25 protein-coding genes and 2 tRNA genes are annotated in these 26,582 nt (G+C 60.3%); 7 read left to right on the top strand and 20 right to left on the bottom strand.

The features are described 5' to 3' along the window. Window positions 1-68 precede the first annotated feature (68 nt). Window positions 69-431, top strand: a complete 363-nt coding sequence (locus ACWNZ1_RS27835) for a diacylglycerol kinase (protein WP_135843983.1) — start codon at window positions 69-71, stop codon at window positions 429-431. Window positions 432-435: 4 nt separating this feature from the next. Here ACWNZ1_RS27835 and ACWNZ1_RS27840 read toward each other — a convergent pair whose 3' ends face one another. Then, entirely contained in the window at window positions 436-1,362 is a 927-nt protein-coding gene (locus tag ACWNZ1_RS27840; protein ID WP_053214485.1) for a LysR family transcriptional regulator, read from the bottom strand. 122 nt (window positions 1,363-1,484) lie between these two features. On the opposite strand from ACWNZ1_RS27840, the gene fpr reads away from it, so the two are divergent. After that, the gene (gene fpr, locus ACWNZ1_RS27845) at window positions 1,485-2,264 is read left to right on the top strand and encodes a ferredoxin-NADP reductase (RefSeq protein WP_003184787.1); all 780 of its coding nucleotides are present in this window, start codon (window positions 1,485-1,487) and stop codon (window positions 2,262-2,264) included. A gap of 123 nt (window positions 2,265-2,387) precedes the next feature. Here the strand turns inward: fpr and tsaA are convergent, their stop codons facing one another. The 5 genes from tsaA to rimO all read right to left on the bottom strand — a co-directional run bounded on the left by tsaA (window position 2,388) and on the right by rimO (window position 6,362). Next, window positions 2,388-3,086 carry a tRNA (N6-threonylcarbamoyladenosine(37)-N6)-methyltransferase TrmO gene (tsaA, locus tag ACWNZ1_RS27850; RefSeq protein WP_256452266.1) on the bottom strand — a complete coding sequence of 233 codons (699 nt, stop codon included), beginning with the start codon at window positions 3,084-3,086 and terminating at the stop codon, window positions 2,388-2,390. Between the two features lie 9 nt (window positions 3,087-3,095). Beyond that, a complete protein-coding gene (locus ACWNZ1_RS27855) occupies window positions 3,096-3,557 on the bottom strand; it encodes a YehS family protein (protein ID WP_135843985.1) in 462 nt (153 codons plus the stop codon). Window positions 3,558-3,614: 57 nt separating this feature from the next. Beyond that, window positions 3,615-4,325: an rRNA pseudouridine synthase gene (locus tag ACWNZ1_RS27860; protein WP_135843986.1), complete on the bottom strand. Its 711-nt coding sequence runs from the start codon at window positions 4,323-4,325 to the stop codon at window positions 3,615-3,617. Between the two features lie 82 nt (window positions 4,326-4,407). Continuing rightward, window positions 4,408-4,881, bottom strand: coding sequence for a GNAT family N-acetyltransferase (locus ACWNZ1_RS27865; RefSeq protein ID WP_135843987.1), 474 nt, complete (start codon window positions 4,879-4,881; stop codon window positions 4,408-4,410). Between the two features lie 140 nt (window positions 4,882-5,021). Then, window positions 5,022-6,362 (bottom strand): 30S ribosomal protein S12 methylthiotransferase RimO, encoded by a 1,341-nt coding sequence (gene rimO, locus ACWNZ1_RS27870; protein ID WP_135843988.1) that lies wholly within the window; start codon window positions 6,360-6,362, stop codon window positions 5,022-5,024. A gap of 333 nt (window positions 6,363-6,695) precedes the next feature. On the opposite strand from rimO, the gene ACWNZ1_RS27875 reads away from it, so the two are divergent. Further along, complete coding sequence (locus tag ACWNZ1_RS27875; RefSeq protein ID WP_406550157.1) at window positions 6,696-8,537, top strand: potassium transporter Kup; 1,842 nt, start codon at window positions 6,696-6,698, stop codon at window positions 8,535-8,537. 197 nt (window positions 8,538-8,734) lie between these two features. On the opposite strand, the gene ACWNZ1_RS27880 is transcribed toward ACWNZ1_RS27875, so the two are convergent. The 4 genes from ACWNZ1_RS27880 to ACWNZ1_RS27895 form a co-directional block, all read right to left on the bottom strand. Beyond that, window positions 8,735-10,024: a virulence factor family protein gene (locus tag ACWNZ1_RS27880; protein WP_135843991.1), complete on the bottom strand. Its 1,290-nt coding sequence runs from the start codon at window positions 10,022-10,024 to the stop codon at window positions 8,735-8,737. Then, window positions 10,024-12,666, bottom strand: coding sequence for a bifunctional lysylphosphatidylglycerol flippase/synthetase MprF (gene mprF, locus ACWNZ1_RS27885; protein WP_256452267.1), 2,643 nt, complete (start codon window positions 12,664-12,666; stop codon window positions 10,024-10,026). The genes ACWNZ1_RS27880 and mprF overlap by 1 nt, the downstream gene beginning before the upstream one ends. A 151-nt stretch (window positions 12,667-12,817) precedes the next feature. Next, window positions 12,818-12,894 (bottom strand) — tRNA-Met (locus ACWNZ1_RS27890). 208 nt (window positions 12,895-13,102) lie between these two features. Next, window positions 13,103-13,179: transfer RNA gene (locus ACWNZ1_RS27895), tRNA-Met, on the bottom strand. A gap of 283 nt (window positions 13,180-13,462) precedes the next feature. Here ACWNZ1_RS27895 and dinB point away from each other — a divergent pair. Beyond that, complete coding sequence (dinB, locus tag ACWNZ1_RS27900) at window positions 13,463-14,524, top strand: DNA polymerase IV (protein ID WP_256452268.1); 1,062 nt, start codon at window positions 13,463-13,465, stop codon at window positions 14,522-14,524. 152 nt (window positions 14,525-14,676) lie between these two features. Here dinB and ACWNZ1_RS27905 read toward each other — a convergent pair whose 3' ends face one another. The 4 genes from ACWNZ1_RS27905 to ACWNZ1_RS27920 form a co-directional block, all read right to left on the bottom strand. Continuing rightward, on the bottom strand, window positions 14,677-15,630 hold the full coding sequence (locus tag ACWNZ1_RS27905; protein WP_256452269.1) for a hypothetical protein: 954 nt from the start codon (window positions 15,628-15,630) through the stop codon (window positions 14,677-14,679). A 17-nt stretch (window positions 15,631-15,647) separates the two neighbouring features. Further along, on the bottom strand, window positions 15,648-17,363 hold the full coding sequence (locus ACWNZ1_RS27910) for a proline--tRNA ligase (RefSeq protein ID WP_135843995.1): 1,716 nt from the start codon (window positions 17,361-17,363) through the stop codon (window positions 15,648-15,650). A gap of 129 nt (window positions 17,364-17,492) precedes the next feature. Further along, a complete protein-coding gene (locus ACWNZ1_RS27915) occupies window positions 17,493-19,052 on the bottom strand; it encodes an AmpG family muropeptide MFS transporter (protein ID WP_135843996.1) in 1,560 nt (519 codons plus the stop codon). A gap of 44 nt (window positions 19,053-19,096) precedes the next feature. Next, entirely contained in the window at window positions 19,097-19,450 is a 354-nt protein-coding gene (locus tag ACWNZ1_RS27920; protein ID WP_135843997.1) for an MGMT family protein, read from the bottom strand. Between the two features lie 155 nt (window positions 19,451-19,605). On the opposite strand from ACWNZ1_RS27920, the gene ACWNZ1_RS27925 reads away from it, so the two are divergent. Next, entirely contained in the window at window positions 19,606-20,613 is a 1,008-nt protein-coding gene (locus ACWNZ1_RS27925; RefSeq protein WP_135843998.1) for a DUF481 domain-containing protein, read from the top strand. A gap of 196 nt (window positions 20,614-20,809) precedes the next feature. On the opposite strand, the gene ACWNZ1_RS27930 is transcribed toward ACWNZ1_RS27925, so the two are convergent. Next, the gene (locus tag ACWNZ1_RS27930; RefSeq protein WP_002554837.1) at window positions 20,810-21,019 is read right to left on the bottom strand and encodes a cold-shock protein; all 210 of its coding nucleotides are present in this window, start codon (window positions 21,017-21,019) and stop codon (window positions 20,810-20,812) included. A 354-nt stretch (window positions 21,020-21,373) separates the two neighbouring features. Between ACWNZ1_RS27930 and dcd the strand changes: the two genes are divergently transcribed. Next, window positions 21,374-21,940, top strand: a complete 567-nt coding sequence (gene dcd, locus ACWNZ1_RS27935; protein WP_003184751.1) for a dCTP deaminase — start codon at window positions 21,374-21,376, stop codon at window positions 21,938-21,940. A 100-nt stretch (window positions 21,941-22,040) separates the two neighbouring features. Further along, on the top strand, window positions 22,041-22,247 hold the full coding sequence (locus ACWNZ1_RS27940) for a hypothetical protein (protein WP_135844000.1): 207 nt from the start codon (window positions 22,041-22,043) through the stop codon (window positions 22,245-22,247). Window positions 22,248-22,310: 63 nt separating this feature from the next. On the opposite strand, the gene ACWNZ1_RS27945 is transcribed toward ACWNZ1_RS27940, so the two are convergent. Genes ACWNZ1_RS27945 through ACWNZ1_RS27965 form a run of 5 tightly spaced genes read right to left on the bottom strand, consistent with a single transcriptional unit; the run spans window position 22,311 to window position 26,510 of the window. After that, the gene (locus ACWNZ1_RS27945) at window positions 22,311-23,075 is read right to left on the bottom strand and encodes an ABC transporter ATP-binding protein (RefSeq protein ID WP_135844001.1); all 765 of its coding nucleotides are present in this window, start codon (window positions 23,073-23,075) and stop codon (window positions 22,311-22,313) included. A 13-nt stretch (window positions 23,076-23,088) separates the two neighbouring features. After that, window positions 23,089-24,207, bottom strand: coding sequence for a succinylglutamate desuccinylase/aspartoacylase family protein (locus tag ACWNZ1_RS27950; protein WP_135844002.1), 1,119 nt, complete (start codon window positions 24,205-24,207; stop codon window positions 23,089-23,091). Window positions 24,208-24,234: 27 nt separating this feature from the next. Further along, window positions 24,235-24,945: an ABC transporter permease gene (locus ACWNZ1_RS27955; protein WP_135844003.1), complete on the bottom strand. Its 711-nt coding sequence runs from the start codon at window positions 24,943-24,945 to the stop codon at window positions 24,235-24,237. Next, complete coding sequence (locus ACWNZ1_RS27960) at window positions 24,942-25,670, bottom strand: ABC transporter permease (RefSeq protein ID WP_135844004.1); 729 nt, start codon at window positions 25,668-25,670, stop codon at window positions 24,942-24,944. Before ACWNZ1_RS27960 ends, ACWNZ1_RS27955 begins: the two co-directional genes overlap by 4 nt. Window positions 25,671-25,727: 57 nt before the next feature. Then, window positions 25,728-26,510, bottom strand: a complete 783-nt coding sequence (locus tag ACWNZ1_RS27965; RefSeq protein ID WP_135844005.1) for a transporter substrate-binding domain-containing protein — start codon at window positions 26,508-26,510, stop codon at window positions 25,728-25,730. Window positions 26,511-26,582 lie beyond the last annotated feature (72 nt).

Raw genomic sequence — 26,582 nt, forward strand, 5'->3', positions numbered from 1 at the left:
CTTGTTCACGCTTTTTTGACCGGGTTTGAATTAGCGTCTCCACTCCTTTTCGATCAGTTGCCCACTCTATGTCACCTTTTAAAGGCCAAACCGGCCTGAAACGCATCCTCAACGCCTCTGGCTATTCCTTGGACGGGTTGCGTGCAGCCTTTGTCGGCGAAGCGGCGTTCCGCCAGTTGGTCCTGCTCAACGTCGTTCTGATTCCGTTGTCGTTCTTTCTGGATGTCAGCCGTGTCGAGCAGGCGATGCTGATTGCGGTCTGCCTGCTGGCGCTGATCGTGGAGTTGCTCAACTCGGCGGTGGAGGCGGCCATCGACCGAATTTCCCTGGAACTTCATCCGTTGTCCAAAAACGCCAAGGACATGGGCAGCGCTGCCCAGTTGCTCGCCCTGACGATGATTGCGTTGGTGTGGGGCCTTATTCTGCTTTAACGCCTCAGGCAATGGCCGGCAGCACGATTTCGTCGCTGCGCTGGACCCCAGCGGTGAAGGCTCGGCACAGTTCGAGGAATTCGCGCATGGCCGATGTCTGATATTTCTGTTTGTGCCAGATGAAATAAAACTGCCGCGCCAGGTCCATGTCCGGAGTTTCCACCGCGACGAGGCTGCCGCGGCGGAAGGCATCGCGCAGGGCCAGGCGGGAGATGCAGCCAATCCCCAGGCCGGACTCCACGGCGCGCTTGATGGCTTCGGTGTGCTCGAGCTCCAGACGAATGTTCAGCGCGCTGCGATGGTGGCGCATGGCTTGGTCGAAGGTCAGGCGGGTGCCAGAACCTTGCTCACGCAGAATCCACGCTTCATGGGTCAGCTCCTCCATGGTCGCCTGGCCGCGCTTGGCCAACGGATGCTGAGGGGCGCAGAACACCACCAGTTCGTCCTCGACCCAGCTCTGCACCTCGATATCCGGATGGCTGCAGTCGCCTTCTATTAGACCCAGATCAATTTCATAGTGGGCAACCTGGTGCACGATGTTGGCAGTGTTCTGCACGTGCAGCTTCACCTGGCTTTCCGGGTGGCGCTGCATGAAACCGCCGATCAACAGGGTCGCCAGGTAATTGCCGATGGTCAACGTGGCCCCGACGGCCAGTGAGCCGAAACCGGACTTGCCATTGAGCAGGTCTTCGATCTCCTTGGCCTGGTCCAACAGCGCCACGGCCTGGGGCAGCAGCTGTTTGCCCAGGGCATTGAGGCTCAGACGTTTGCCGGCGCGGTCGAACAATTGGCAGCTGGATTGGCGCTCCAGTTCGGTGATGGAGGTGCTGGCGGCCGACTGCGACAGATTGAGCAGGCCCGCAGCACGGGACACACTCTCTTGCTGAGCGACGGCGACGAAGACTTGAAGTTGACGGAGAGTAAATCGCATATCGATATAACCGATAACCCTTATCTTAATAATCCATTTAACAGATATTGTCGCCGCCATTAGAATGCGATGCAATTGCGCAAATTAACGACGCAGGCATCATTCCCCAGGAGTCACCGTACATGAGCAACATGAACCACGAGCGTGTCCTCAGTGTTCATCACTGGAACGACACTCTGTTCAGCTTCAAGTGCACCCGCGATCCGGGCCTGCGCTTCGAGAACGGCCAGTTCGTGATGATCGGCCTGCAACAGCCCAACGGCCGCCCGCTCATGCGCGCTTACTCGATTGCCAGCCCGAACTGGGAAGAGCATCTCGAGTTCTTCAGCATCAAGGTGCCTGATGGCCCGCTGACTTCCCAGTTGCAGCACCTGAAGGAAGGCGACGAGATCATCATCAGCAAGAAGCCTACCGGCACGCTGGTGCTGGACGACCTCAAGCCTGGCAAGCATTTGTACCTGCTCAGCACCGGTACCGGCCTGGCGCCGTTCATGAGCGTCATCCAGGATCCGGAAACCTACGAGCGTTTCGAAAAAGTGATCCTGTGCCACGGCGTGCGTTACGTCAATGAAGTCGCTTACCGCGAATTCATCACCGAGCATCTGCCGCAGAACGAGTTCTTCGGCGAAGCGCTGCGTGACAAGCTGATCTACTACCCGACCGTGACCCGCGAGCCGTTCGAGAACGAAGGTCGCCTGACCGACCTGATGCGCAGCGGCAAACTGTTCCGCGACATCGGCCTGCCGCCGATCAACCCGCAGGACGACCGCGCCATGTTGTGCGGTAGCCCGAGCATGCTCGATGAGACCAGCGAAGTGCTCAACAGCTTCGGCCTGACCGTTTCGCCGCGTATGCGTGAGCCGGGTGATTACCTGATCGAGCGGGCGTTTGTAGAGAAGTAAGCCTGTTTGGATAAGGGGGGAGCGGGCTTGCTCGCGAAGAAGGCGACTCGGTCCCTACAGTAACCCCACAAAAAAGCCCGCGCTGCCTGAAGAAGGCTGCGCGGGCTTTTTCGTGTCTGGCGGTTACGATTTCGCCGGAATTACTTCCAGGACCCGGATCAACCCTGGCTGCGGGTAATGCCAGCGCACGTCCAGATCCCAGAACTGCGCGCCATATTCCCGCTCGGCTGTGGGAATCTGGTACGCAGGGCGTGGGTCTTGGGCCAGGCACTGTTCGATCAGCGCCACCAAGGGCTCTTCCAGGCGCGTGGCGTGATCTTGAGCTTGTAGCAGGGCGGTATCCGCCCATTGCACGGGGATCGGCTCAGGCGCTGCACTGGCGATGGTATTGGACGCCGAGCCGATGATGTCGGCGTAGGGCACGTAGGGCTTGATGTCGAGCACTGGCGTGCCGTCCAGCAAATCAATACCGGAGATCCACAGGCGTCCGGCTTCGACCCGTTCCAGCTTCACCACCGACTGGCCGATGCCGTTGGGACGGTGGGTGGCGCGGGTGGCGAACACCCCCATGGACTTATTGCCGCCCAGGCGCGGTGGCCGCACCTTCAAGCGTGGCTTGTCTTCCAGGGCCTGATGGAACAGGAACAGCAGCCAGACATGACTGACCTGCTCCAGCCCCTGCACCGCATCACCCTGATCGAACGGCGCCACCAGCTCCAGCACACCGCGTGCGGCCGGGGCCAGTTGCGGTTGACGGGGGATGGCGAACTTCTCCTTGAAACAGGAGCGGACGAAGCCGATGGGGGAGACGGTATGGGTCATTGGCTGGGATCAGCCGCGAACGCGCAGCGTCAGGCCCTTGAGGAAGTTGCGCAGCAACTGGTCGCCACACGGGCGGTAGTTGGTGTGGCCGAATTTGCGGAACAGCGCGCTCAGTTCCGGCTTGGACACCGGGAACTCGGCAGCCTTGAGGATGGCGTGCATGTCGTCCTCTTTCAGCTCGAAGGCCACCCGCAGCTTTTTGAGGATGATGTTGTTGGTCACCGGCACTTCGATCGGCTGCGGCGGACGGCTTTCGTCCTTGCCGCGCTTGAAGATCACCAGGCCGTCGAGAAAATGCGCCATGACGTCGTCAGGGCAGAACACGAAGCCTTCTTCCTCATCTTTCTTGAGGTAGCCTGTCAGGTCCGCCAGGGAGACTTCCAGGCCGCCCAGCTTGATGATCTCGATGACTTTCTTGTCGCTGATGTCGAGCATGTAGCGCACGCTGCGCAGTACGTCGTTGTGAATCATGTGTGCAATCCTGATCAATCGGCAATGGGCGCCCCGGCTCGGCGGGGCGCCGGAAAATTAGAATTTCTCTTTGGCGGACAGGTAGCGCCACTGGCCCAACGGCACCTTGCCGATGGACACGCCGCCGATGCGGATGCGGCGAATGGCGACCACCTTGAGGCCGACCGCCTGGCAGAACAGGGCGATCACGCCCGGTTGTGGGTTTTTCATGGCAAAGCGCAAGCGGTTCTCGTTTTGCCAACTGGCCTTGACCGCTGGCAGTTCCTTGCCTTTGTAGGTCAGCCCGTGGTTCAGGCGGTTGAGGCCGTGGGCGACCATCTCGCCCTCGACTTCCACCACGTATTCCTGCTCGATCTTGGCGGCATCGGCGGTGAGCTTGCGCAAAATCTTCCAGTCCTGGGTGAACACCAGCAGCCCGCTGGCGTTGGCCTGCAGGTCGGCGCTGGCGGTCAGGCGCAGGAAGTGGCCCTTGAGTGGCCGCTTGCTGAAGCGATGTTCTTCGCTCAGGGTCTGTGGCCCCAGGGAGGCCATCGCAGTGTCCACATCGGTGCCTGCCGGCACGTTCAGCAGGATCGTCACCGGCTCTGGCGCGGTGGCCTTGGCTTCGGGGTCGAGTTCGACTTTCTGGGTGGTGACCTTGAACTGCGGTTCATCGATCACTTCGCCATCCACGGTGACCCAGCCGCCCTCGATGAACAGCTCAGCCTCCCGACGGGAACAGCCGACGAGTTCGATGAGGCGTTTGGAGAGACGAATCGGGTCAGTCATGACAGGGCCGTAACAAAAAGAGGGTGGGCATTGTACCTGCCTGGCGCCGGTTAATCGCGGGTCCATTTGCGCCGTGTGGCTTTTAGCCGCGTTGGGCCTTCAAGTCGGGTTGCTTATAGCGCATGTGCAGCAGTGGGTAAGGCTGGTTCATGCCGTCCCGTGCCGAACGCCCAACCACTTCGAACCCTTGCTTGAGGTAAAAACCCAGGGCTTGCGGGTTCTGTTCGTTGACGTCCAGTTGATCGGCGTTCAGGTGTTCCATGGCGTAGTGCAGCAGTTGTTTGCCCAGGCCCTGGCCACGGTGTTGTGGGTCGATGAACAGCATCTCGATCTTGCCAGCCGCGACACCGGCGAAACCGGTAATCCGCTGGCGAGCGTCTCGTGTGCAGATGAGCATCACCGCATCCAGGTAACGGGTGAGCACCAGGTTTTTCAGCAGTTCGATGTAACTGTCCGGCAGAAAGTCATGGGTGGCCCGCACCGAAGCCTCCCAGACCTGGGTCAGTTCCTGGTAGTCGCTGGTTTTGGGTGTGTGGATGACCGAATGCTGACGCATGCCCGCCTGTTCCTTGTGCTGGATTCCTGGGTTTCTTCATACGATAGCCGTAAAAAAGCCCCGTATCTTGTGAGGATAGCGGGGCTTTTCAAATTTTTCGGCTGTGAAAGAACCTGTGGGAGCCTGTAGAGCGCGGCAGATCAACCGATCTGTTCAGCCCACAAGTCGTACTCGTCGGCGTCGGTCACCTTGCACCAGACCTTGTCGCCCGGCTTGAGGTTACTGCCGTTGTCGATGAACACGTTGCCGTCGATTTCCGGGGCGTCGAAGAAGCAGCGGCCCACGGCGCCTTGCTCGTCCACTTCATCGACCAGCACTTCGATTTCGCGGCCGATGCGCATTTGCAGGCGGGCCGAGCTGATGGCCTGCTGGTGCGCCATGAAGCGGTCCCAACGGTCCTGCTTGACGTCGTCCGGCACCACATCCAAATCCAAGTCGTTGGCCGGTGCGCCTTCGACAGGGGAGTACTGGAAGCAGCCGACGCGATCGAGTTGGGCTTCGGTCAGCCAGTCCAGCAGGTACTGGAAGTCTTCTTCGGTTTCACCCGGGAAGCCGACGATGAAGGTCGAGCGGATGATCAGGTCCGGGCAGATTTCCCGCCAGTTCTTGATGCGAGCCAGGGTTTTGTCTTCGAACGCCGGACGCTTCATGGCCTTGAGGACTTTTGGGCTGGCGTGCTGAAACGGAATGTCCAGGTACGGCAGGATTTTGCCAGCGGCCATCAGCGGGATCAGTTCGTCGACATGCGGATACGGGTAGACGTAATGCAGGCGGACCCAGACGCCGAGGGTGCTGAGGGCTTCGCACAGTTCGGTCATGCGGGTTTTCACCGGCGCGCCGTTCCAGAAGCCGGTGCGGTATTTCACGTCGACACCGTAGGCGCTGGTGTCCTGGGAGATCACCAGCAGTTCCTTGACGCCGGCCTTGACCAGGCGCTGGGCTTCGTCGAGCACATCGCCCACTGGACGGCTCACCAGTTTGCCGCGCATCGACGGGATGATGCAGAAGCTGCAGCTGTGGTTGCAGCCCTCGGAAATCTTCAGGTACGCGTAGTGGCGCGGGGTCAGCTTGATGCCTTGCGGCGGCACCAGGTCGATCAGCGGGTTGTGGTCCTGGCGTGGCGGTACCACGTCATGCACGGCATTGACCACCTGCTCGTACTGCTGCGGACCGGTCACGGCCAGCACGCTCGGGTGCACGTTGCGGATGTTGCCTTCTTCCACGCCCATGCAACCGGTGACGATGACCTTGCCGTTTTCCTTGATGGCCTCGCCGATCACTTCCAGGGACTCGGCCTTGGCCGAATCGATGAAACCGCAGGTGTTGACCACCACCACATCGGCGTCCTGATACGTGGACACAACGTCATAGCCTTCCATGCGCAGCTGGGTCAGGATGCGCTCGGAGTCGACCAGAGCTTTCGGGCAACCCAGGGATACGAAGCCAACCTTCGGATTGGCTGGCGCGGTAGTGGTGGACATGTCTAACCTCGGTGTAGGGGGGATCGTCTCTTGCCGAGACAGGACGCCTGACGCGCCTCTGATCAAAAAGTGCGCAATTCTATCCATGGTCGACGCACTTGACCAGCTTTATACCGGGAAATACGACGAGTGCTGCGCTATGCTTCGCGCCTTTGCGGCCACTGAAAATTTACAGTCAAACAATAATCTGTAACAGGAAGTTAGGTGGCGCAGGTGCAAGGTTAAGCGTAGTGCTTCTTTCCAGGAAGCCGGATCAGGTAACGGGAGTGTTGGATGGAGCAGGCAGAGAGTCGGTCGTCGGGTGCCGCGCATGGTGCGGCCAAGCCAATAAGCATGCTGGTGGCGGCGGCCGGGGTGGTTTATGGAGACATTGGCACCAGTCCCTTGTACACCATCAAGGAAGTGTTTTCCGGCCAATATGGCGTGCAAGTCAACCATGACGGCGTGTTCGGAATCCTGGCGCTGATCTTCTGGTCGCTGATCTGGGTGGTCTCGATCAAATACGTGCTGTTCATCCTGCGGGCCGACAACCAGGGCGAGGGCGGCATCATGTCGCTGACGGCGCTGGCCCGGCGGGCGTCAGCCGCCTATCCCAGGTTGCGCACTGTGCTGGTGATTCTCGGGCTGATCGGTGCCTCGTTGTTTTATGGCGACAGCATGATTACCCCGGCAATTTCCGTGTTGTCAGCGGTAGAGGGGTTGGAGGTGGCCTTCGATGGTCTGGAGCACTGGGTCGTGCCCATGTCGCTGGTGATCCTGGTGGGGCTTTTTCTGATTCAGAAGCACGGAACCGACCGGATCGGCAAATTGTTCGGGCCGGTGATGGTGTTGTGGTTCGTGGTTCTTGGGGGCCTGGGCGTCCACGGCATCGTTCAACATCCAGAAGTGCTCAATGCCTTGAATCCGGCCTGGGGCGTGCGCTTTTTTATTGTCCATCCGGGGGTAGGCGTCGCCATTCTGGGCGCTGTGGTATTGGCTTTGACCGGCGCTGAAGCCTTGTATGCGGACATGGGCCACTTCGGTCGTAAACCGATTGCGCGGGCCTGGTTCGCCCTTGTGCTGCCAGGGCTGGTGCTCAATTATTTCGGCCAGGGCGCCTTGCTGTTGGAAAATCCGGAGGCCGCGCGCAATCCGTTCTATCTGTTGGCGCCGGACTGGGCCCTGATACCCCTGGTGGTGCTCTCGACCCTCGCCACCGTGATCGCCTCGCAAGCAGTGATTTCCGGCGCGTTCTCGCTGACACGGCAGGCCATCCAGCTCGGGTACATTCCGCGCATGCATATCCAGCACACCTCCAGCGCCGAGCAGGGCCAGATCTACATTGGTGCGGTGAACTGGGCGTTGATGGTGGGTGTGATCCTGTTGGTGCTCGGCTTCGAGTCGTCCGGTGCCTTGGCGTCGGCCTATGGCGTGGCGGTGACCGGAACCATGTTGATTACCAGCATTCTGGTGTCGGCGGTGGCGTTGCTGCTGTGGAAATGGCCGCCCCTGCTGACGGTGCCGCTGCTGGTAGGTTTCCTATTGGTGGATGGTCTGTTCTTCGCCGCCAACGTCCCGAAAATTGTGCAGGGCGGTGCGTTTCCGGTGTTGGCGGGAATCGTGCTGTTCGTTCTGATGACCACCTGGAAGCGTGGCAAGGAATTGCTGGTGGATCGATTGGACGAAGGCGCGTTGCCGCTGCCGATCTTCATTAGCAGTATTCGCGTGCAACCGCCCCATCGCGTACAGGGCACCGCCGTGTTCCTGACCGCGCGCCCGGACGCCGTGCCCCATGCGCTGTTGCACAACCTGCTGCACAACCAGGTGCTGCACGAGCAGGTGGTGCTGCTGACGGTGGTGTACGAAGACATTCCCCGGGTCCCGCCGCAACGGCGCTTCGAGGTCGATGCCTATGGCGAAGGGTTCTTCCGGGTGATCCTGCATTTCGGCTTTACCGACGAGCCGGACGTCCCGCAGGCGCTCAAGCTTTGCCATCTGGATGACCTGGACTTCAGCCCGATGCGCACCACCTACTTCCTCAGCCGCGAGACCGTCATCGCCTCCAAGCTCGAGGGCATGGCCCGCTGGCGCGAGTTGCTGTTCGCCTTCATGCTGAAAAATGCCAATGGCAACTTGCGCTTCTTCAATTTGCCACTGAACCGGGTGATTGAGTTGGGAACGCAGGTCGAGATGTAAAAACTGGGCAAAAGCCCCCGTTGCCTGGCGGTAGCGGGGGCTTTTTTTGTGGGTGATACATATGCTGATACCAAACCAAAAACTTTATGGGAGCGAGCAAGCCCGCTCCCATAAAGAGGTGTGTGCAAGCCGAGCGGCCACAAAAAAGCCCCGGCAGCCATAAGGCTGCAGGGGCTTCTCGTTAAGCGTGTATCAGATCACTGCTCGGCAACCTTGGTCTGCCGCTTATTGATCTCGTCCACCAGGCGCTTGGCCAGGGCCGGGTAGTTTTCGTCAAAGTGGTGGCCGCCAGGCAGTTTGATGACTTCGCCCACGGCGGTCTTGTCGGTGCAACCGCTTTCGTCGGCCTCTTCGCCACCATAGATGCACACCACTTTCTCGGCAGGCAGCTTGGCCATTTCCGGGCCAGTGGCGGCTTCAGTGCCGGCGTTGCCGAGCCAGCCTTCAACCTCGATCTCGAAGCTGCCAGTGCGGGCAAAGGCCAACAGGATGATCGCATCGACCCGCTGTTGCTCGGTGGCCGGCAAGCGGTTGTAGATCGCCGGCAGCACGTCGGCACCGAAGGAGTAGCCGGTCAGGATAAAGCGCTTGGTGCCCCAGACCTGGCGGTAGTGCTGCATCAGTTCGGTGAGGTCCGCCGCACTCTGCTCCGGGCTCTTGTGCTGCCAGTAGTAACGCAGGGTATCGATGCCGACCACCGGGTAGCCGATCTTGGCCATTTCATCGGCCACGTCACGGTCCAGGTCACGCCAGCCGCCGTCTCCGGAGAGGAACAGGGTCACGGTATCCTTTGTCTGGCTGGCGGGGACTTCTACCACCGGAATGCTCAGGCCGCCCTTGGCCTTGTCGGTGCCCACCAGGATTTTGCGCAGTTCGTTGTTCAGCACTTGCGGCAGGTTGATGTCGTAGTCGCTGATGCTGGTTTCGGCATTTTTCTGATCCCGTACGAAACCGGCGCTGGTGTCGTCAGGGTTATCGTTCCAGGCCACCAGCCAGTGACCGTGGGCCGCGCTTTTAGGTAACAGGTGGGTACAGCCGGGTTTTTCCAGGGCCAGGTCCACCGATACGGCCTTGGCCTTGTCATCCTTCTGCTCGGCCAGCCAACGCCAGGCCAGCACGGCGCCAGGGCCGATGCCGCTGACCAGCGTGGCGGGGCCCTGAAGCTGCCGCAGACCCGTCTGCAAGGCGCGGCCTTGGAGCATGCAGTCCTTGGGCAGGATCACCTGGACGATCTGCGCCGAGCCGCTGCGGCTGAGGGTCGCCAGTTGCGTGTCGCTGAGCTTTTGCTCTTCATTGACCGCCACCAGCACCTGGGCGCGGGGCTTGGTGCCAGGGATGACCCGGGTCATCGCTGTGCCATCCACGGGGGCCAGTTGTTCCAGGGTCGGTTCCGGGGCCGGGCGGTTCCAGTACCAGTAACCGCCACCGAGAATCACCGCCAGCACCAGCAGGGCGGCCATTACGTATCGCCAGGAGCGTTGAATCATCAGCGTTTCACCAATCCAGTCAGGCCGCCTGCAATCAGGGCAGCGGTATCGGCCAGCGCCACCAGCGGATCGAGTCCGGCGGGCACGGCCATGTAACGAGGTTCCCAGTCAGGCTGGAATTTATCTTTGAAGCGGCGCAGCCCTTGGAAATTGTAGAGCTGCTCGCCACGGCGGAACACCATTGAACCCAGGCGTTGGGTCAGCGGCGCGCCGCGACGCGGTTGCAGGCCCGACAGCGGGACCATGCCGAGGCTGAAGCGGGCGTAGTCATGGTTTTTATAGTGTTGGATGAGGCCGACCATCATGAATTCCATGGTCAGCTTCGGGGCTTCGGGGTGGGCGCGCATCAGATCGAGGCTGGCCAGATCGTGGCTGTGGGTCTCCAGCAGGTTGGCGAATGCAACCGGGCGGCCTTCGAAACGAATCACCGCGATGCGAAAATGCTTGAGGTAGTCGTCGCTGAAGCGGCCCAGGGAGAAACCTTTCTCGCGCACGTTCTTGCCGGTCAGCCAGGCATCGGAAATGACCTTGAGCTCCTCCATCGGCGCCTGGCCCGGCTCGTGGATCTCCAGCGACAGGCCATCACGGGTGCCGCGGTTCCAGGTGTAGCGCAAGTCCTTCATCTCTTTGCCCTTGGCTTCGAGATCGAAGCGCTTGAGATCGACCCGTGCTTCCTCGCCCAGCTTGATCGCCGTCAGGCCAATGTCCATGTAGTAGGGCAGGTTCTCGGCACGCACCTGATAGAACACCGGGCGGGCATGGTGGATGTCACACAGGTCGCGGAACTGCCAGATCATTTCGGCTCGTTGCTGGGTCGGCCCGATCGGGTCGTACAGCGCCACCAGGCTGCGGCCACGGCGGGCGTACATCAGGAACGCCTCGTCATTGGGGTGAAACAGCAGTGCCTTGTCACCGGTCAGGGCCAGGCCACCGTCGGGTTGCGAGGACGTCATGAGAATCGTCTTGGCCCGCTCCAGTTCATCAGCCGTCGGTAAATGGATCACCGGACGAGCAGTGCGCAGCAGCCAGGTCAGGGATACCACCACCAGCAGTACCGCGGCGCCCAGCAGCGAGCGCAGGCCGCGAGGAGCGTCTGCATCGAGGGTGAACTGCCACCAGAGTTGATGGCTGTAGGGAACGTCCTGGTAGGCAAACAGCAGCAACCAGGTCGACGCACCGAGCACACAGAGGCTGGCGATCAGGAACAGCGGGGAAAATGGCAGCTCGGTCAGGCGGCTCGGACGATAAAAGGAGCGTCGGAATACCGCCAGCAGGGCGGCTGTCAGCGTCAGCAGGGTGGCTTCTTCCCAGTCGAAGCCTTTGAGCAGCGAGAGCAGGGCGCCCACTAGAAGCAACACGGTGGTCAGCATCCAGGCGGCTGACAGGCGACGGCGCAGGCCTTGGGCGAGCAACAGGCAGAGCACGCCCACCAGGCTGGCGCCGAGGTGCGACGCGTCCACCAGCCGATGAGGGATCAGGAAACCGATGTGCTCCAGGCGGGTATCGATTTCCGGTGTCACGCCGGAAAACAGCAGCACCACACCCGAAAGGAACACCAGCACCGCCAGGATCGGCGCTGCGAAACCCGAGGCTGCCCGCAGGGTCTGGCGGGTCTGGAACAGTCGTTGTGCCTCGTTGATCAGCAACAGCACACAGGCCACCAGCATCGGCAGCAGGACGTAGATCAAGCGATACAGCAGCAGGGCGGCGGCCAGTGGCGCGGCCCCCAGCTTGTCGGCAAACGCGGCCAGCAGGATCGCTTCGAATACCCCGACCCCGCCAGGCACATGACTGAGCACCCCGGCGGCCAGCGCCAGCAAGTACACCAGCAGGAACGCGCCGAAGGGCGGTGCTTCAGGCAGCAACAAATACAGCACTGTAGCGGCAGCCGCGACATCCAGCGCGGTGATGACCAATTGCAGGAGCGTCAGGCGTCGGCCCGGCATGCGCAGCGTGCGGCGGCCGGCCTTGACCAGAAGGGCGTCGCGATAGGGCTGCTCTGGCAGGCGTCGACGATAAATGCCGATGGCCAGCACACAGGTGAGCAGCAGCACCGCCACGGAAATCGCCCCCAGCAAGGTGGCCGGCAAGTGCAGTGCGACAGACGCGGCGGGCAAGTTACTGAGCGTTGCCAGGGCGGCCAAGGGTGGCAGCGCGCAGCCCAGGGACAGGCTGGCGAACAAGGTCATGTGGGCGACATCCGATGCCCCCAGGCCGTGGCGGGCATACAGACGGTAGCGCACCGAGCCGCCCGACAGCAGTGACAGGCCGATGGCATTGCCAATGGCAAACGCAGTGAATCCACCCAGGATCATGGTTTGCGGCGGCAGCGTCACGCCAGCATAGCGGCTGGCGGACCACTCATAACCCAGCAGGATGATGAAGCCAGCCACTGTGGCGGCGAACGCACCGAGCAGCGCCGGTCGTGGCACTTCCAGAATCGAGTCGTGCAGGGCGTAGAGATCGAGCTCGCTCAGCAGGTGACGACAGGCAATCAGAGCAATCGCGAACAGCAGCAGCGTGACGGCTAGGCCGATAGGTTGGCGGTATTGACTGATCCGGTCCAGCCAGCGCAAACGCTCGGCCTTGATCGGTTGTGTCGCAGAAACTGTATCTTGCGGGTCAGACGAGTGAGCGCGCATCAATCACCTCTTGAGCTATGCGCGACAGGATGGGGGTATCCAGCCAAGTTACCAATCCCTGCGGAGGAAAATAATTACAAAATCTTTGTAATGTAGTCTTTTTCGCCACACACAAAAAAGGCCACTCTTTCGAGTAGCCTTTCTTGATATTTGGTTGCGGGAGCCGGATTTGAACCGACGACCTTCGGGTTATGAGCCCGACGAGCTACCAGACTGCTCCATCCCGCGTCTGTGTGGCGGCATTCTACAGGCGAACGCTTGAGTGTCAACCGTTAAAAGGTCGTGGGATCAAATAAACGGCCAATCGGTGTAAATGCTCGAAATCAAAAGGAAATTGTCCTACAGCTTTCGCCTTTGTGTGTAGTGATCCCATCCAGCGTGGCAAAACAGGCGCGCACAAAAAAGGCCACTCTTTCGAGTAGCCTTTTTTGATGTTTGGTTGCGGGAGCCGGATTTGAACCGACGACCTTCGGGTTATGAGCCCGACGAGCTACCAGACTGCTCCATCCCGCGTCTGTGTGTCGGCATTCTACAGAGAATCGAACAGCTGTCAACCCAGGTCCCATAAAAACCTGTTCCGCTTCAATCGCTTAGCCTCGCTCAAAGGCATTGTGACAGCGCTGTGACGCAGGCCTGGCAAGGGCTGGCGCTCTATCGGGTGGTTCGTTGCGATTGAGGAAATGAATTTATGTAGGTTCTTTCCGGCCTCGGTGAAGGATCTTTCAAACTACTGGTGCTATATACAGGTACCGATGCGATACTGATAACCCGATTCGTCGCACACTCCGCTTCCTTTATGACGCAACGTAAAATCATCCACGTCGACTGTGACTGTTTCTATGCCGCTATCGAGATGCGCGATGACCCGCGGCTGGCTGGCAAGCCCCTGGCAGTCGGCGGCTCGGCGGATCGGCGGGGAGTGATTGCCACGTGTAACTATGAAGCGCGGGCTTACGGTGTGCGTTCGGCCATGTCATCCGGTCATGCCTTGAAGCTCTGCCCGGACCTGACCATCGTCAAGCCGCGGATGGATGCCTATCGAGAAGCTTCGAAGGAAATTCATACGATTTTCAGCGATTACACCGACCTGATCGAGCCGTTGTCCCTGGACGAGGCTTACCTGGATGTCTCCGCCAGCGCCCATTTTGGTGGCAGCGCCACTCGCATCGCCCAGGACATTCGTCGACGGGTTTCCAATCAGTTGCACATCACTGTCTCCGCTGGCGTCGCGCCGAACAAGTTCCTGGCCAAGATCGCCAGCGATTGGAAAAAGCCCAATGGCCTGTTCGTCATCACCCCGGATCAGGTCGAGGACTTCGTCTCGGCCCTGCCGGTCAGCAAGCTCCACGGCGTGGGCAAGGTCACCGCCGACAAGCTGAACAGGCTCGGTATTGTTGACTGCCAGCAGCTGCGCCAATGGGACAAGCTGGCGCTGGTGCGCGAATTCGGCAGTTTTGGCGAACGGCTCTGGAGCCTGGCCCGCGGTATTGATGAGCGTCTGGTACACAACGACAGTCGACGGCAGTCCATCAGTGTTGAAAACACCTACGACGTCGACCTGCCCGATCTGGTGAGCTGCCTCGAAAAACTTCCGGAACTGATGCAAACCCTCAGCGGGCGCTTGGCGCGGATCGACGACAGCTATCGCCCGGGCAAGCCGTTCGTCAAAGTGAAATTCCATGACTTCACCCAGACCACGCTGGAGCAGGCCGGGGCAGGGCGGGACCTGGGCAGCTACCAGCTGTTATTGACCCAGGCGTTCAACCGTGGCGGCAAGCCGGTGCGGTTGTTGGGGATTGGGGTACGGCTGGAAGATTTGCGCGGTGGGTTTGAGCAGTTGGAGTTGTTTGAGCGGTGAGGCTGCCGATGAATGCCCTGCTTGGCGCGGTCCTTGTGGTAAGGGAATTTTGTGGGAGCAAAGCTTGCTCGCGATCGCATCCCTGAGACCGCCATCGCGGGCAAGCCTTGCTCCCACAGATCTCCCACACAATCCCTTGCTACAGGGGCATTTCAGTTCGCGCCCGGGTCCGCCACCAACCGCCCGCCATCCTTGGTCAGTGCTTTCATGAACTCGCTCTGCAACTCCGGATCATTGCGGGTCAGTTCGATCAGGCTCTGTTCCAGTTCGCTGGCCTCTTCTTCAAGTCCCAGCTCCGACAGGCGCTTGACCCGGTGAACCCATTGGCTCACTTCGTCGTCTTCCAGGTCGTCGTAGATCAATGCGTGGGCTTCCACCAGTTTGCTGCGCAAAGTGCTGCTGATGCTCAGGGATGAGTCGGTGTGCACTTCGTCCTGGGCGTCCGTCACGCTGATCTGCAATTTGCCAAATTGGCTGAGGTCCTGCTCGGCGAACGGGCTTTCCAGCAGGTTCAAGCGCAGCACGCCGTTGCGATCGGTGCTCAATTCGAAGGTCTGCCGGGCGGCCTTGACCTCCACCGGGCGTTCGCTCCAGGGCAGGCTCGAGTGTTCGGTGCGCTTGTCGCGCTGGACTTCGTCGATGCCTGCCAGGTTCTGCTGGGCCCGGCCATGGGATGGTACGTTCATGAACGGGTTGAGCCCGGCGAAACCGTAGCTGATCCAGTCACGGGTGACGGAGTCCGGCAGGTTGCCCAGGGCAAACACATTGACCACGTTCGCGCCGACGCCGGCCACCACGGCCACCGCTCCCAGGGGGATTTCGTAGACTTCCCGCCAAGGCTGATACGGCGTGTAGCGATCGTAACGGCGGGTGACCTCGAATTCGGTGACTTCGAAGGTCTTCTGCTCATTGATTCGTACACGGCGCTGCGGCAGGTCGAGCGCCTTGGGCTCGCCCACATCAATCTGCAGGCTATGGTCGAGCAGTTTGCGCTCGACCCGCTCTTCGTGCTCGCTGCGTTGCGACAGTTGGTTGGCGCAGCCGCTGACCAGCAGGGCGCCGCACAGGGCGGCGCCACAGAGGCCTAAGGTGTTTCGCTTGAACATGACGTCTCTATCTGGTGTCAGCGGCGGATACGGGCCTGGAGGAAAGACAGCACGTCGGCGACCGGCAGCGCTTGCGGCTCGGCCTCGGTGCGGCTCTTGTATTCCAGGTTGCCTTCGGCCAGGCCGCGGTCACTGACGACGATCCGATGCGGGATGCCGATCAGTTCCATGTCTGCGAACTTGATGCCGGGGCTGGTTTTCTTGTCGCGATCGTCCAGCAGGACTTCGAAACCGGCAGCTGTCAGCTCGGCGTAGAGCTTGTCGGTGGCTTCGCGAACCAGATCGGTCTCATAGCGCAGCGGCACCAGGGCAACCTGGAATGGCGCCAGTGTGTCGCTCCAAATGATGCCTTTCTCGTCGTTGTTCTGCTCGATGGCGGCCGCCACCACGCGGGACACGCCAATACCGTAGCAACCCATTTCCAGGGTGACCGGCTTGCCGTTCTCGCCCAGCACTTCGCACTTCATCGCCTTGCTGTACTTGTTCCCCAGCTGGAAGATGTGCCCGACTTCGATGCCGCGCTTGATTTCCAGGGTGCCCTTGCCATCCGGGCTCGGATCGCCGGCCACGACGTTGCGTAGGTCGGCCACGGTTGGCACCGGCAGGTCGCGTTCCCAGTTCACGCCGAAATAGTGCTTGTCATCGATGTTGGCACCGATGGCGAAGTCGCTCATCAACGCCACCGAGCGGTCGATGATGATCGGCAGCGGCAGGTTTAGCGGGCCGAGGGAGCCGGCTCCGGCGCCAATGGCGTCGCGCAGTTCGGCGTCGCTGGCCATGACCAGCGGGCTGGCGACGCCAGGTTGGTTGGCGGCCTTGATTTCGTTCAGCTCATGATCGCCACGGATGATCAGGGCTATCAGCTTGCCGGCTTCTTCCGCGCGCACGATCAGGGTCTTGATGGTCCGTTCGATCGGCAGGTTGTGGCCTTCCACCAGCTGGGCGATGGTCTTGGCGTTCGGCGTATCCACCAGGCGCAGTTCTTCGCTCGGTGCCGCGCGGGAAGTTTCCCGTGGCACGGCTTCGGCTTTCTCGATGTTCGCGGCGTAGTCGGAGCCGTTGCTGAAGACGATGTCGTCTTCGCCGGACTCGGCCAGCACGTGGAATTCGTGGGAGCCGGCGCCGCCGATGGAGCCGTTGTCGGCTTCAACCGGACGGAACTTCAGGCCCAGGCGGGTGAAAATGTTGCAGTACGCCTGGTGCATGCGGTCGTAGGTGATCTGTAGCGACGCCTGGTCGGCGTGGAAGGAGTAGGAGTCCTTCATGATGAATTCGCGACCGCGCATCAAGCCGAAGCGTGGACGGATCTCGTCACGGAATTTGGTCTGGATCTGGTACAGGTTGATCGGCAGCTGCTTATAGCTGCTCAACTCGTTGCGCATCAGGTCGGTGATCACTTCTTCGTGAGTCGGCCCGGCACAGAAGTCGCGACCGTGGCGGTCTTTGATGCGCAGCAGCTCGGGGCCGTATTCTTCCCAGCGTCCCGATTCCTGCCACAGTTCGGCCGGCTGGGTGCTCGGCATCAACACTTCCAGAGAGCCTGCGGCGTCCATCTCCTGGCGAACGATGGCTTCGACCTTGCGCATGACTCGCAGGCCCATCGGCAGCCAGGTGTACAGGCCCGACGCGAGTTTGCGGATCATGCCGGCACGCAGCATCAGCTGATGGCTGATCACGACGGCGTCGGAAGGCGTTTCTTTCTGTGTGGCGAGCAAAAATTGACTGGTGCGCATGGTTGGCCGTTGTCGGTTGCTGATGACGAGAAGTGACGGAGCATTGTACGGGCGAGATGCCCTGGCGTACAGGCGCGTGGCCGGTCGCCGGGAACAGACGCCGGTTTCATCGGCGTCTTCTGAAGTTTCCTACGACTCTTCCGCAGGCCGGGTTGGCGTCGGCTCCGTGGCCGCTTCCAAGCCTTGGCGGCGGTTTTCCTGGAACCAGTGCAAGGCAATCAGGAGCAGGGTCGGAACGCCTAGCAGGGCGGTGATCAGGAAGAAGTTGTGATAGCCGAATTTCTCCACCATCACCCCGGAATAGCCGCCGATCAGGCGCGGCAGCAACAGCATGATCGAGCTGAGCAGGGCGTATTGGGTGGCGGAGAACTTCAGGTTGGTCAGGCTCGACAGATAAGCGACGAATGCCGAGGTGGCCAGGCCCGAGCTGAAGTTGTCCAGGGAGATGGTGACAATCAGCATCTGCAGGTTGGCGCCCATGTCGGTGAGCATCAGGAAGAGGATGTTGGTGCCGGCCGAGGCCACGCCGCCGATGAACAGGATCGGCAGGATGCCGAAGCGTACGATCAGCAGGCCGCCCATGCCGGCGCCGACGAGGGTCATGATCAGCCCGAAAATCTTGCTGACGCTGGCGATCTGGTCCTTGGTGAAGCCTTGGTCGATGTAGAACACGTTGGCCATGACGCCCATGACGGTATCGGACATCCGGTAGGTCGCGATCAGCCCGAGTAGCAACAGCGCTTGCCAGCGGTAGCGCAGGATGAAGTCGTTGACCGGCGTCAGCACCGGGGCCAGCCCGCGGCGGCCCATGGCCGACAGGCACAGGGCTGTGAGGATGATATAGAGGATGGCCCGCAGGAACGCGCGGTCTTCGAGCAGCAGGTCAAGCAGGCTGGCGCCCTCGAACAGCACGCTGGCGAAGTCCGTGTTGTAGAGCTGGGTGAACATCGCCGGAACGGACACCAGCAGTACGATCAACACGAAGACCGACGCCAGCTGGTGGACGAACGTGTAGCGTCCAGCCTGTAATTGAGTGCGTAGCGGCACCGGCGGTTCGCGCATGAACAGCGAGGTGAGCAGTGCCGGGACCATCAGCACGCCGAACAGCAGGTAAGTGCCTGCCCAGGCCGAGTGTTTATAGTTGAAGCCGGTGGAGCCGAAACCTTCGGCGAAGAACAGGGCGCCGGCGGTGGCCAGCAATGCGGCGATGCGGTAGCCGGACATGTAGCTGGCGGCGAGCGCAGCCTGGCGGGTGTCGTCGGCGATCTCCAGACGATAGGCGTCGACGGCGATATCTTGGGTAGCGGAGGCGAACGCCACAATCACGGCGATGGCTATCAACCATGACAGGTGTTTTTGCGGATCGCAGAACCCCATGCCGATCAGGCCCAGGATCACCAGGGCCTGGGAGAGCACCAGCCAGGAACGGCGGCGGCCGAGTTTACCCAGCAGCGGCAGGCGCCATTGGTCGAGCAGTGGCGACCAGACCCATTTAAAGGCGTACGCCAAGCCAATCAGGCTTGCGTAACCAATGGTTTCGCGGGCCACGCCGGCCTCACGCAACCAAACCGAAAGCGTGGAAAACACCAGCATGTATGGCAAGCCGGCGGCGAAGCCGAGCAGCAACAGCACGAGCGTCGAGGGACTGGCATAGGCGGCGAGGGCGGCGCGCCAGGTTTTACGGGGCATGGGCTGGAGTCTGCCTCAAAAATTGCGAAAACAAAGCGCGCACTCTAACCGCTGTGCTCTACCGGGCGCCAGCCATGGCGCTGAATATCAACACGATTATTCAGGACACTGATCCCTTCCGTGCGCAGGCGTGCGCGTTGTTCGTCCCCTGAGGCGCTGCCGGCCGGCAGGCTGATCCGACCGCCGGCGCCCAATACCCGATGCCAGGGCAGCTTCGTGTCGTTCGGCAGTTGGCTGAGGGTGCGGCCCACCCAGCGTGCGGCGCGGCCCAGGCCGGCCATTTCGGCAAGCTGTCCATAGGTGACGACCTTGCCGGCCGGTACTTGTGCCAGGGTCAGATACAGGGTAGTGCGGCGGATTTGGGCGGCGTTTTCGCTGTCCGCGGGGGTATCAGTCACGGAAGGGTTCCTCAGGGATGTCCGTCTGTAGATTAATTCCTGGCAGGCCGATTGAGAAATGAACTCATCACGAATACTCGGGTCAGTCGTTGCTAAGGTGTCATCCTGGGGGATAATGCCGCCTTTTCACCGCAAACTTGAGCCCTTTATCGCTTATGTTGTCTAGAACCTTGCTATGCCTTGCTATCACCAGCGCCTCCATGCCTTTGCTTGCCGATACCGTCTGGTTGAAAAACGGCGACAAGCTTAGCGGTAAAATCACTGTTTTCGATGGCGGCAAATTGCTGATCCAGACCGATTACGCCGGCGCGATTCCCATCGACTGGAAACAGGTCAAGACCCTTGAGAGTGATCAGCAATTGCTGGTCAAGCAGGATGCCTACACGGGTGAGAAAGCCAAGGCGCTGCAGGCGGCCGAGGACGGCAAGGTGACCCTGGCCAATGGCGATACGCCGAAGACCGTTGAGCTGGCCAGCATCCAGCAAATCCTCAAGCCCAAGCCGGTGGTCGAGGATCTGGTGTGGAAGGGCAATATCGATGCGGCCCTGGATTATCAGCGTGCGGAAAATGACACCGATGATTACGACATCGACTTCAAGACCTCCGCACGCCACGGCAGATGGCGGCACACTGCCGAAGGTGAATACAACCGTGAATTCCAGGACGACGTGGTGTCAGCCGACAACTGGAGGCTGGAGTATTCCCTCGATCGGTTCCTCACGGAAAAATGGTTCTGGCAAGGTCGTCTGAATTACAAGCGCGACAAGGTCGAAGACCTGGCGCGCCAACGTGTGGTGGGTACCGGTCCGGGCTATCAATTCTGGGATGACGAACTGGGTGCCTTCTCGCTGGGTTCGCTGCTCAACCGTACTGACTACGAGTACCGTGATGGCGGCAAGGACAACTTCTATTCCGTCGCCATGAAGTGGGACTACAACCGCTACCTCATTGGCAAGCGCGTCGAGTTCTTCACCAACGGCGAAGTGGGCAAGCCGCTGTCCGACGTGGCGGATTACGCCTACGACGCAGAGATAGGCTTGCGCTATAAGGTTACCGATTGGGCATCGCTCAACCTCAAGGCCGAGAAAGACGTCATCGAGGGCACCGAAGACAGCGACTTGAGCAAGACCCGTTACACGGCCGGGTTTGGCGTTACCTGGTAATTCAGGGCCAACACAGACCCTAATGTGGGAGCGGGCTTGCTCGCGAAAATGGTGTGTCAGCTAACGTTAATGTTGCTGATCCGCCGCTTTCGCGAGCAAGCCCGCTCCCACAGTTTTTTTGTGCGCTGGCAAAAACTGACAGGCACAAAAAAGCCCCGCTTTTAAGGGCGGGGCTTTTTACTAAAGCAAGGACAAGTTAGATAACTTGAACTTCTTCAGCTTGCATGCCTTTCTGACCGCGGGTAGCGATGAAAGAAACCTGTTGGCCTTCTTTCAGGCTTTTGAAGCCGTCGGATTGGATAGCTTTGAAGTGAACAAACAGGTCGTCACCGGATTGTGGGGTGATGAAGCCGAAGCCTTTTTCATCGTTGAACCACTTAACGGTACCAGTTTGGCGATTAGACATGGTGTAACTCCTTGAACAAAGATAACTGCGACTCAGGAAGAACCCTGGCCGAGACTGAGTGCAAAGAGCAGGAAAAATTCTTGTAGATGGTTGGATCGAAATTCAACATATCGTGTAGAGATTCTCAGTGACACAAGCAACACAGTGACGTCACCTTAACCCTTTTTCCCGAATGTGCCAATGGTCTTTGCGAAGGTTTCTCGGTTTTGGTGACTGACGGCCAGCGGTATTGCCGTCAGGACCAGGAAATCAAGGTGGATCGGCGAGATTTACGTCCCGCGCTTTGAACCCGGCCTCGCGCCCCGGTAAGATGCTGGACGTATTTTTTCCACCTCGCTATTTCAGGAAACCGCCATGAGCATCAAATCGGACAAGTGGATTCGCCGCATGGCGCAAGAGCACGGCATGATCGAGCCCTTCGTCGAGCGCCAGATGCGTGGCGAAGGCGCCGACCGGCTGATTTCCTTCGGCGTCTCCAGCTACGGCTACGACGTGCGCTGTGCCGATGAATTCAAGGTGTTCACCAACATCAATTCGGCCACCGTCGACCCGAAGAACTTCGACGAGAAGAGCTTCGTCGACGTCAAGAGTGACGTTTGCATCATCCCGCCGAACTCCTTCGCCCTGGCCCGCACCGTCGAGTACTTCCGTATTCCGCGCAACGTGCTGACCATCTGCCTGGGCAAAAGCACCTACGCCCGTTGCGGCATCATCGTCAACGTCACGCCGCTGGAACCGGAGTGGGAAGGCCACGTGACCCTGGAGTTCTCCAACACCACGACCCTGCCGGCGAAAATCTATGCCAACGAGGGGGTAGCGCAGATGTTGTTCCTTGAGTCCGATGAAGAATGTGAAGTGTCCTACAAGGATCGGGGTGGTAAATACCAGGGCCAGCGCGGTGTGACGCTACCGCGTACCTGATTCAGACGAACTGTTGGAATTCCTGGGCGGGCAGACACTCTATTGCGTGTACTGCCCGTTTTTGCGTCAGCGCAACGGGCCTTCGCCCAGGAGTTGCTCTATGAAGATCGATCCGCGAATCAGTGCCGAACTGGCCAAGCTTGAGCCCAATCAGATTGGCGTCATGGCCTGGTCGTTGCTGGCCCATCCTGCCGAAGCGGCGGGTGGTATCCCCGGCCAGCCTGATCCCGACACCCCCAACGAAGAGCCCACCGAACCCGGCGAGCCAACCCTGCCGGACGAGCCGCCTCCTGCGCCTGTTGCCTGAACGAATAGTGATCTGTCAGCTGTGGGAGCAAAGTTTGCTCCCACACAACCGTCGCCACAGAGTTTATTTCAGGTTGCCACTGAGAAACTGCTTGAGCCGTTCGCTCCTGGGATTGCCCAGCACGTCTTCCGGCGCGCCTTCTTCTTCCACCAGGCCCTGGTGCAGGAACAGCACCTGGTTCGAGACTTTGCGGGCGAAGCTCATTTCGTGGGTCACCATGATCATGGTCCGGCCTTCTTCGGCCAGGCCCTGGATCACTTTCAAGACTTCACCCACCAGCTCCGGGTCCAGGGCCGAGGTGGGTTCGTCGAACAGCATCACCTCGGGCTCCATCGCCAGCGCGCGGGCAATGGCCACGCGTTGTTGCTGGCCGCCGGAAAGGAACGCCGGATATTGTTCGGCGACCCGCGCCGGCAGGCCGACCTTGTCGAGATAACGGCGAGCACGGTCGTCGGCTTCCTGCTTGCTGATCCCCAACACCCGGCGCGGTGCCATGGTGATGTTCTCCAGCACGGTCATGTGGCTCCACAGGTTGAAGTGTTGGAACACCATGGCCAGGCGCGTACGGATGCGTTGCAGTTCATCATCGTCGGCCACGCGCATGCCGTGGCGGTCCTTGATCATCTGGATCGCCTGGCCGTCCAGGCTCATGGCGCCGTCATTGGGTTGCTCGAGAAAGTTGATACAGCGCAAAAAGGTACTTTTGCCCGAGCCGCTGGCGCCGATCAGGCTGATGACGTCGCCGGTCTTGGCCTTGAGCGAAACGCCTTTGAGCACCTGATGTTCGCCATAGCTTTTATGCAGGCCTTCGATGGTCAGTTTGTACATGGAACAGGCATCCTCAAGGCGAAAGTAGGTAACCGCTGCGGTAGGCTTCGGCGCCGGCGACATGGGCGATCACCATGCCGGCGGTGGCCATGCGGCGCAGCGAGCGGGCGTAGAGCAGCCCGGCGTTACGGCAATGAACGGGGGTAACGGTGTCGTTGACCGGGTCGATGATTTCCGCGATCAGTTGCCCCGCCTCCAGGTATTCGCCGGGCAGGGCGCTGTAGACCAGCAGCCCACCCACGGGCGTCGCCACGGGTTCTACACCGGCCAACGGCGTGGCCGGGTAGGGCAGGTCGGGTAGGGGCATCGGTTCGCCGTCGATGGCGCCGAAGCGGATCAGGTATTCGATCAGCGCCTGGCAATCGAGGCTCGCCAGCCCGTGGTTGACGTCGCCCTGGCCGCGCAATTCCACGGTGACCGAAAAGCTGCCCAAGGGAATCTCGAACCGCTCGCCGAAGCGTTCCTTGAGTTGCCACCAGAGCAGCGTGAAGCATTCATCGAACGACTGGCCACCCGAATCGGTCGCCAGCAAGCTGGCCTCGGCACCGATGTAGCGCGCCAGCGGTTCGACCTGCGGCCAGGCTTGCGGTGTGGTGTAGAGGTGGGCCACGGCTTCGAAGTCGCAATGCAGGTCCAGCACCATGTCGGCGTCGCAGGCCAGCCGTTGCAGGACCAGGCGCTGGGATTGCAGTTGCGTGCTGGCGGTCTGTCGGGCGAGGGCATCGCGCAGGCTGGTGCGGATCAGCAGCAGGTTGTGCTGCGGGTCGTCGGTGAGCAGCTCTTCGATTTCGTTGCCGACTTCTTCGCTCAGGTCGACGAAGCGGCGATTGAAATTCTGCCCGCTCTCCATTTCGTAGCGGCCCAGGGGCACGTCCATCAGCACTTGTTCAAGACCGATGGGGTTGGCGACGGGCACCAGCACGATCTCGTGCCGCAGGTGGCCGGACGCCTCAAGCTCGGCCAGGCGCTGCTTGAGGTGCCAGGCTACCAGCATGCCAGGCAGTTCATCGGCGTGCAGGGACGACTGGATGTAGATTTTGCCAACGGCGTTTTCCGGGCCGAAGTGGAAGCTGTGGATCTTGCGTGCGGTCCCCGGCAGCGGGGCCAGCAGGTCATGACTCTGGTGGCGCATTTGCTTGTGTGTCCTGGAACAAAAGCCCTAGTGGGTCGGCCCGAGAAAGGCCAGCCAGCGGCGTTCGGCGAGGCGGAAGAGGCCCACCAGTGCAAAGGTGACGGTCAGGTAGATCAACGCGGCGATGCCGAACGACTGGAACGTCAGGAATGTGGCCGAGTTGGCGTCCCGGGCGACTTTCAGCACATCAGGAACGGTAGCGGTGAACGCCACGGTCGTCGAGTGCAGCATCAGAATCACTTCGTTGCTGTAATACGGCAGCGAGCGGCGCAGCGCCGAAGGCATGATCACGTAGGTGTAGAGCTTCCAGCCAGTCAGGCCATAGGCCTTGGCCGCTTCGACTTCGCCATGGTTCATGCTGCGAATCGCCCCGGCGAAAATTTCCGTGGTGTAGGCGCAGGTGTTCAAGGCAAAGGCCAGGATCGTGCAGTTCATCGCGTCGCGAAAGAAGCTGTCGAGCAGTGGCTGGGCACGTACCGCCGCGATGCTGTAGATGCCGGTGTAGCAGATCAGCAACTGGATGTAGAGCGGCGTGCCGCGGAATAGATAGGTGTAGAACTGCACCGGCCAGCGTATGTAGAACGTGGGCGAAACCCGGGCGATGGACAGCGGGATCGACACCACAAAGCCGATCAGCAGTGAGGCGCTGAGCAGCCACAGGGTCATCGCCAGGCCAGTGATGTTGGCGCCGTCGCTGTAAAGAAACGGCCGCCAGTATTCCTGTAGAAGTTCGATCATCGCACCGCCTCCCGGGCTCCAGCGGCGTAGCGGCGTTCAAGCCGGCGCAGAATGAAATTGGACGCGCTGGTGATCAACAGGTAGATCAACGCCGCCAGCACCAGGAAGTAAAACAGCTGATATGTGCTCTTGCCCGCGTCCTGGGCCGCCTTGACCAGGTCGGCCAAACCAATGATCGACACCAGCGCGGTGGCCTTGAGCATCACCATCCAGTTGTTGCCGATACCCGGCAGGGCGAAGCGCATCATTTGCGGAAACACCACGAAGCGGAACCGCTGGCCACGCTTGAGACCATAGGCTGTGGCGGCTTCGACCTGGCCACGGGGCACCGATAGGATCGCGCCGCGGAAGGTTTCGGTGAAGTACGCGCCATAGATAAAGCCCAGGGTGATGACCCCGGCGCCGAACGGGTTGATCTCGATGTATTCCCATTCCATGAAATCGGTAAAAGAAGTCAGCCAGGTTTGCAGGCTGTAGAAAATCAGCAGCATCAGCACCAGGTCCGGCACGCCGCGAATCAGCGTGGTGTAGAGCTGGGCAGGGATTCGCAGCAGTTTGAGGCTGGACAGCTTGGCACTGGCACCCAGCAGGCCGAGCAGGACGCTCAGCAACAACGACAGGACCGCCAGTTTGATGGTCATCCAGGTGCCTTGCATCAGCAGCGGGCCGAAGCCCTGCAGGCTGAAGGCGGAGAGCCCCAGATTTTGTAGGAGTTGTTCGAACATGAAAGAGGCCTTTGGCAGGAAAAAAGCGCCCATCCGAGTCCGGATGGGCGCAGCGCATTATTTGCCGCTGTACAGATTCAGATCGCCAAAGTGTTTTTTCTGGATTTCGGCGTAGGTGCCGTCGTCGTGTAACGCTTTGATACCTTTATCCAAAAGTGCCTTCAGCTCTTTGTTACCTTTGCTGATACCGATGGCGGTCTTGGAAGGCAGCAGTTCGCTGTCCACTGGCTTGCTGACTTCATAGCCTTCGCCTTTTGGCGATTTCAGGAAGCCCAGCTCGGCCTGCAGCATGTCTTGGATCGCTGCGTCGAGGCGCCCGGAGGTCAGGTCGGCGTAGACCTGGTCCTGGTTCTGATAGGCCTGGGTCTTGACGCCAGCCTTGTCCAGCACGGCTTTGGCGTAGGCTTCCTGGATGGTGCCTTGCTCGTAGCCGACGGTTTTGCCTTTGAGCGAGGCAACGTCTTCGCTCAGGCCTGAGCCTTTCTTGAACACATACGCCGTCGGGCCGGAGAACAGCTCGCTGGAGAAGTCGATGACTTTCTCGCGGGCCGGGGTCACGGTCATGGAGGAGATCACACCGTCGAATTTCTTGGCTTTCAGGCCCGGGATCATGCCGTCGAAATCACTTTCGACCCATTTGCATTTGACCTTCAGTTCCGCGCAGATCGCATTGCCCAGGTCGATGTCGAAACCGACCAGGCTGCCGTCGGCGGCCTTGGATTCAAACGGAGCGTAGGAGGGGTCGACACCAAAACGCAGTTCCTTGTATTCCTTGGCCGTGGCGACGCCGGCGGCCATGCACAACGCCAGTGCAGAAAGGGTCAGCAGTGCTTTTTTCATTATTCAATCCCTAAAACCAATATGAGCGCTTGTGGCGCGTAAGTATTGTTACCGGTGAAGGCGAGAACGGTA

It is taken from the genome of Pseudomonas sp. CFBP 5748 (assembly GCF_053850495.1).

Excerpts from the sequence above, each read along its gene's own strand:
- ACWNZ1_RS27835 (WP_135843983.1), top strand. The coding sequence starts at position 69 with ATGTCACCTTTTAAAGGCCAAACCGGCCTGAAACGCATCCTCAACGCC.
- ACWNZ1_RS27840 (WP_053214485.1), bottom strand. The coding sequence starts at position 1,362 with ATGCGATTTACTCTCCGTCAACTTCAAGTCTTCGTCGCCGTCGCTCAG.
- fpr (WP_003184787.1), top strand. The coding sequence starts at position 1,485 with ATGAGCAACATGAACCACGAGCGTGTCCTCAGTGTTCATCACTGGAAC.
- tsaA (WP_256452266.1), bottom strand. The coding sequence starts at position 3,086 with ATGACCCATACCGTCTCCCCCATCGGCTTCGTCCGCTCCTGTTTCAAG.
- ACWNZ1_RS27855 (WP_135843985.1), bottom strand. The coding sequence starts at position 3,557 with ATGATTCACAACGACGTACTGCGCAGCGTGCGCTACATGCTCGACATC.
- ACWNZ1_RS27860 (WP_135843986.1), bottom strand. The coding sequence starts at position 4,325 with ATGACTGACCCGATTCGTCTCTCCAAACGCCTCATCGAACTCGTCGGC.
- ACWNZ1_RS27865 (WP_135843987.1), bottom strand. The coding sequence starts at position 4,881 with ATGCGTCAGCATTCGGTCATCCACACACCCAAAACCAGCGACTACCAG.
- rimO (WP_135843988.1), bottom strand. The coding sequence starts at position 6,362 with ATGTCCACCACTACCGCGCCAGCCAATCCGAAGGTTGGCTTCGTATCC.
- ACWNZ1_RS27875 (WP_406550157.1), top strand. The coding sequence starts at position 6,696 with ATGCTGGTGGCGGCGGCCGGGGTGGTTTATGGAGACATTGGCACCAGT.
- ACWNZ1_RS27880 (WP_135843991.1), bottom strand. The coding sequence starts at position 10,024 with ATGATTCAACGCTCCTGGCGATACGTAATGGCCGCCCTGCTGGTGCTG.
- mprF (WP_256452267.1), bottom strand. The coding sequence starts at position 12,666 with ATGCGCGCTCACTCGTCTGACCCGCAAGATACAGTTTCTGCGACACAA.
- dinB (WP_256452268.1), top strand. The coding sequence starts at position 13,463 with ATGACGCAACGTAAAATCATCCACGTCGACTGTGACTGTTTCTATGCC.
- ACWNZ1_RS27905 (WP_256452269.1), bottom strand. The coding sequence starts at position 15,630 with ATGTTCAAGCGAAACACCTTAGGCCTCTGTGGCGCCGCCCTGTGCGGC.
- ACWNZ1_RS27910 (WP_135843995.1), bottom strand. The coding sequence starts at position 17,363 with ATGCGCACCAGTCAATTTTTGCTCGCCACACAGAAAGAAACGCCTTCC.
- ACWNZ1_RS27915 (WP_135843996.1), bottom strand. The coding sequence starts at position 19,052 with ATGCCCCGTAAAACCTGGCGCGCCGCCCTCGCCGCCTATGCCAGTCCC.
- ACWNZ1_RS27925 (WP_135843998.1), top strand. The coding sequence starts at position 19,606 with ATGTTGTCTAGAACCTTGCTATGCCTTGCTATCACCAGCGCCTCCATG.
- ACWNZ1_RS27930 (WP_002554837.1), bottom strand. The coding sequence starts at position 21,019 with ATGTCTAATCGCCAAACTGGTACCGTTAAGTGGTTCAACGATGAAAAA.
- dcd (WP_003184751.1), top strand. The coding sequence starts at position 21,374 with ATGAGCATCAAATCGGACAAGTGGATTCGCCGCATGGCGCAAGAGCAC.
- ACWNZ1_RS27940 (WP_135844000.1), top strand. The coding sequence starts at position 22,041 with ATGAAGATCGATCCGCGAATCAGTGCCGAACTGGCCAAGCTTGAGCCC.
- ACWNZ1_RS27945 (WP_135844001.1), bottom strand. The coding sequence starts at position 23,075 with ATGTACAAACTGACCATCGAAGGCCTGCATAAAAGCTATGGCGAACAT.
- ACWNZ1_RS27950 (WP_135844002.1), bottom strand. The coding sequence starts at position 24,207 with ATGCGCCACCAGAGTCATGACCTGCTGGCCCCGCTGCCGGGGACCGCA.
- ACWNZ1_RS27955 (WP_135844003.1), bottom strand. The coding sequence starts at position 24,945 with ATGATCGAACTTCTACAGGAATACTGGCGGCCGTTTCTTTACAGCGAC.
- ACWNZ1_RS27960 (WP_135844004.1), bottom strand. The coding sequence starts at position 25,670 with ATGTTCGAACAACTCCTACAAAATCTGGGGCTCTCCGCCTTCAGCCTG.
- ACWNZ1_RS27965 (WP_135844005.1), bottom strand. The coding sequence starts at position 26,510 with ATGAAAAAAGCACTGCTGACCCTTTCTGCACTGGCGTTGTGCATGGCC.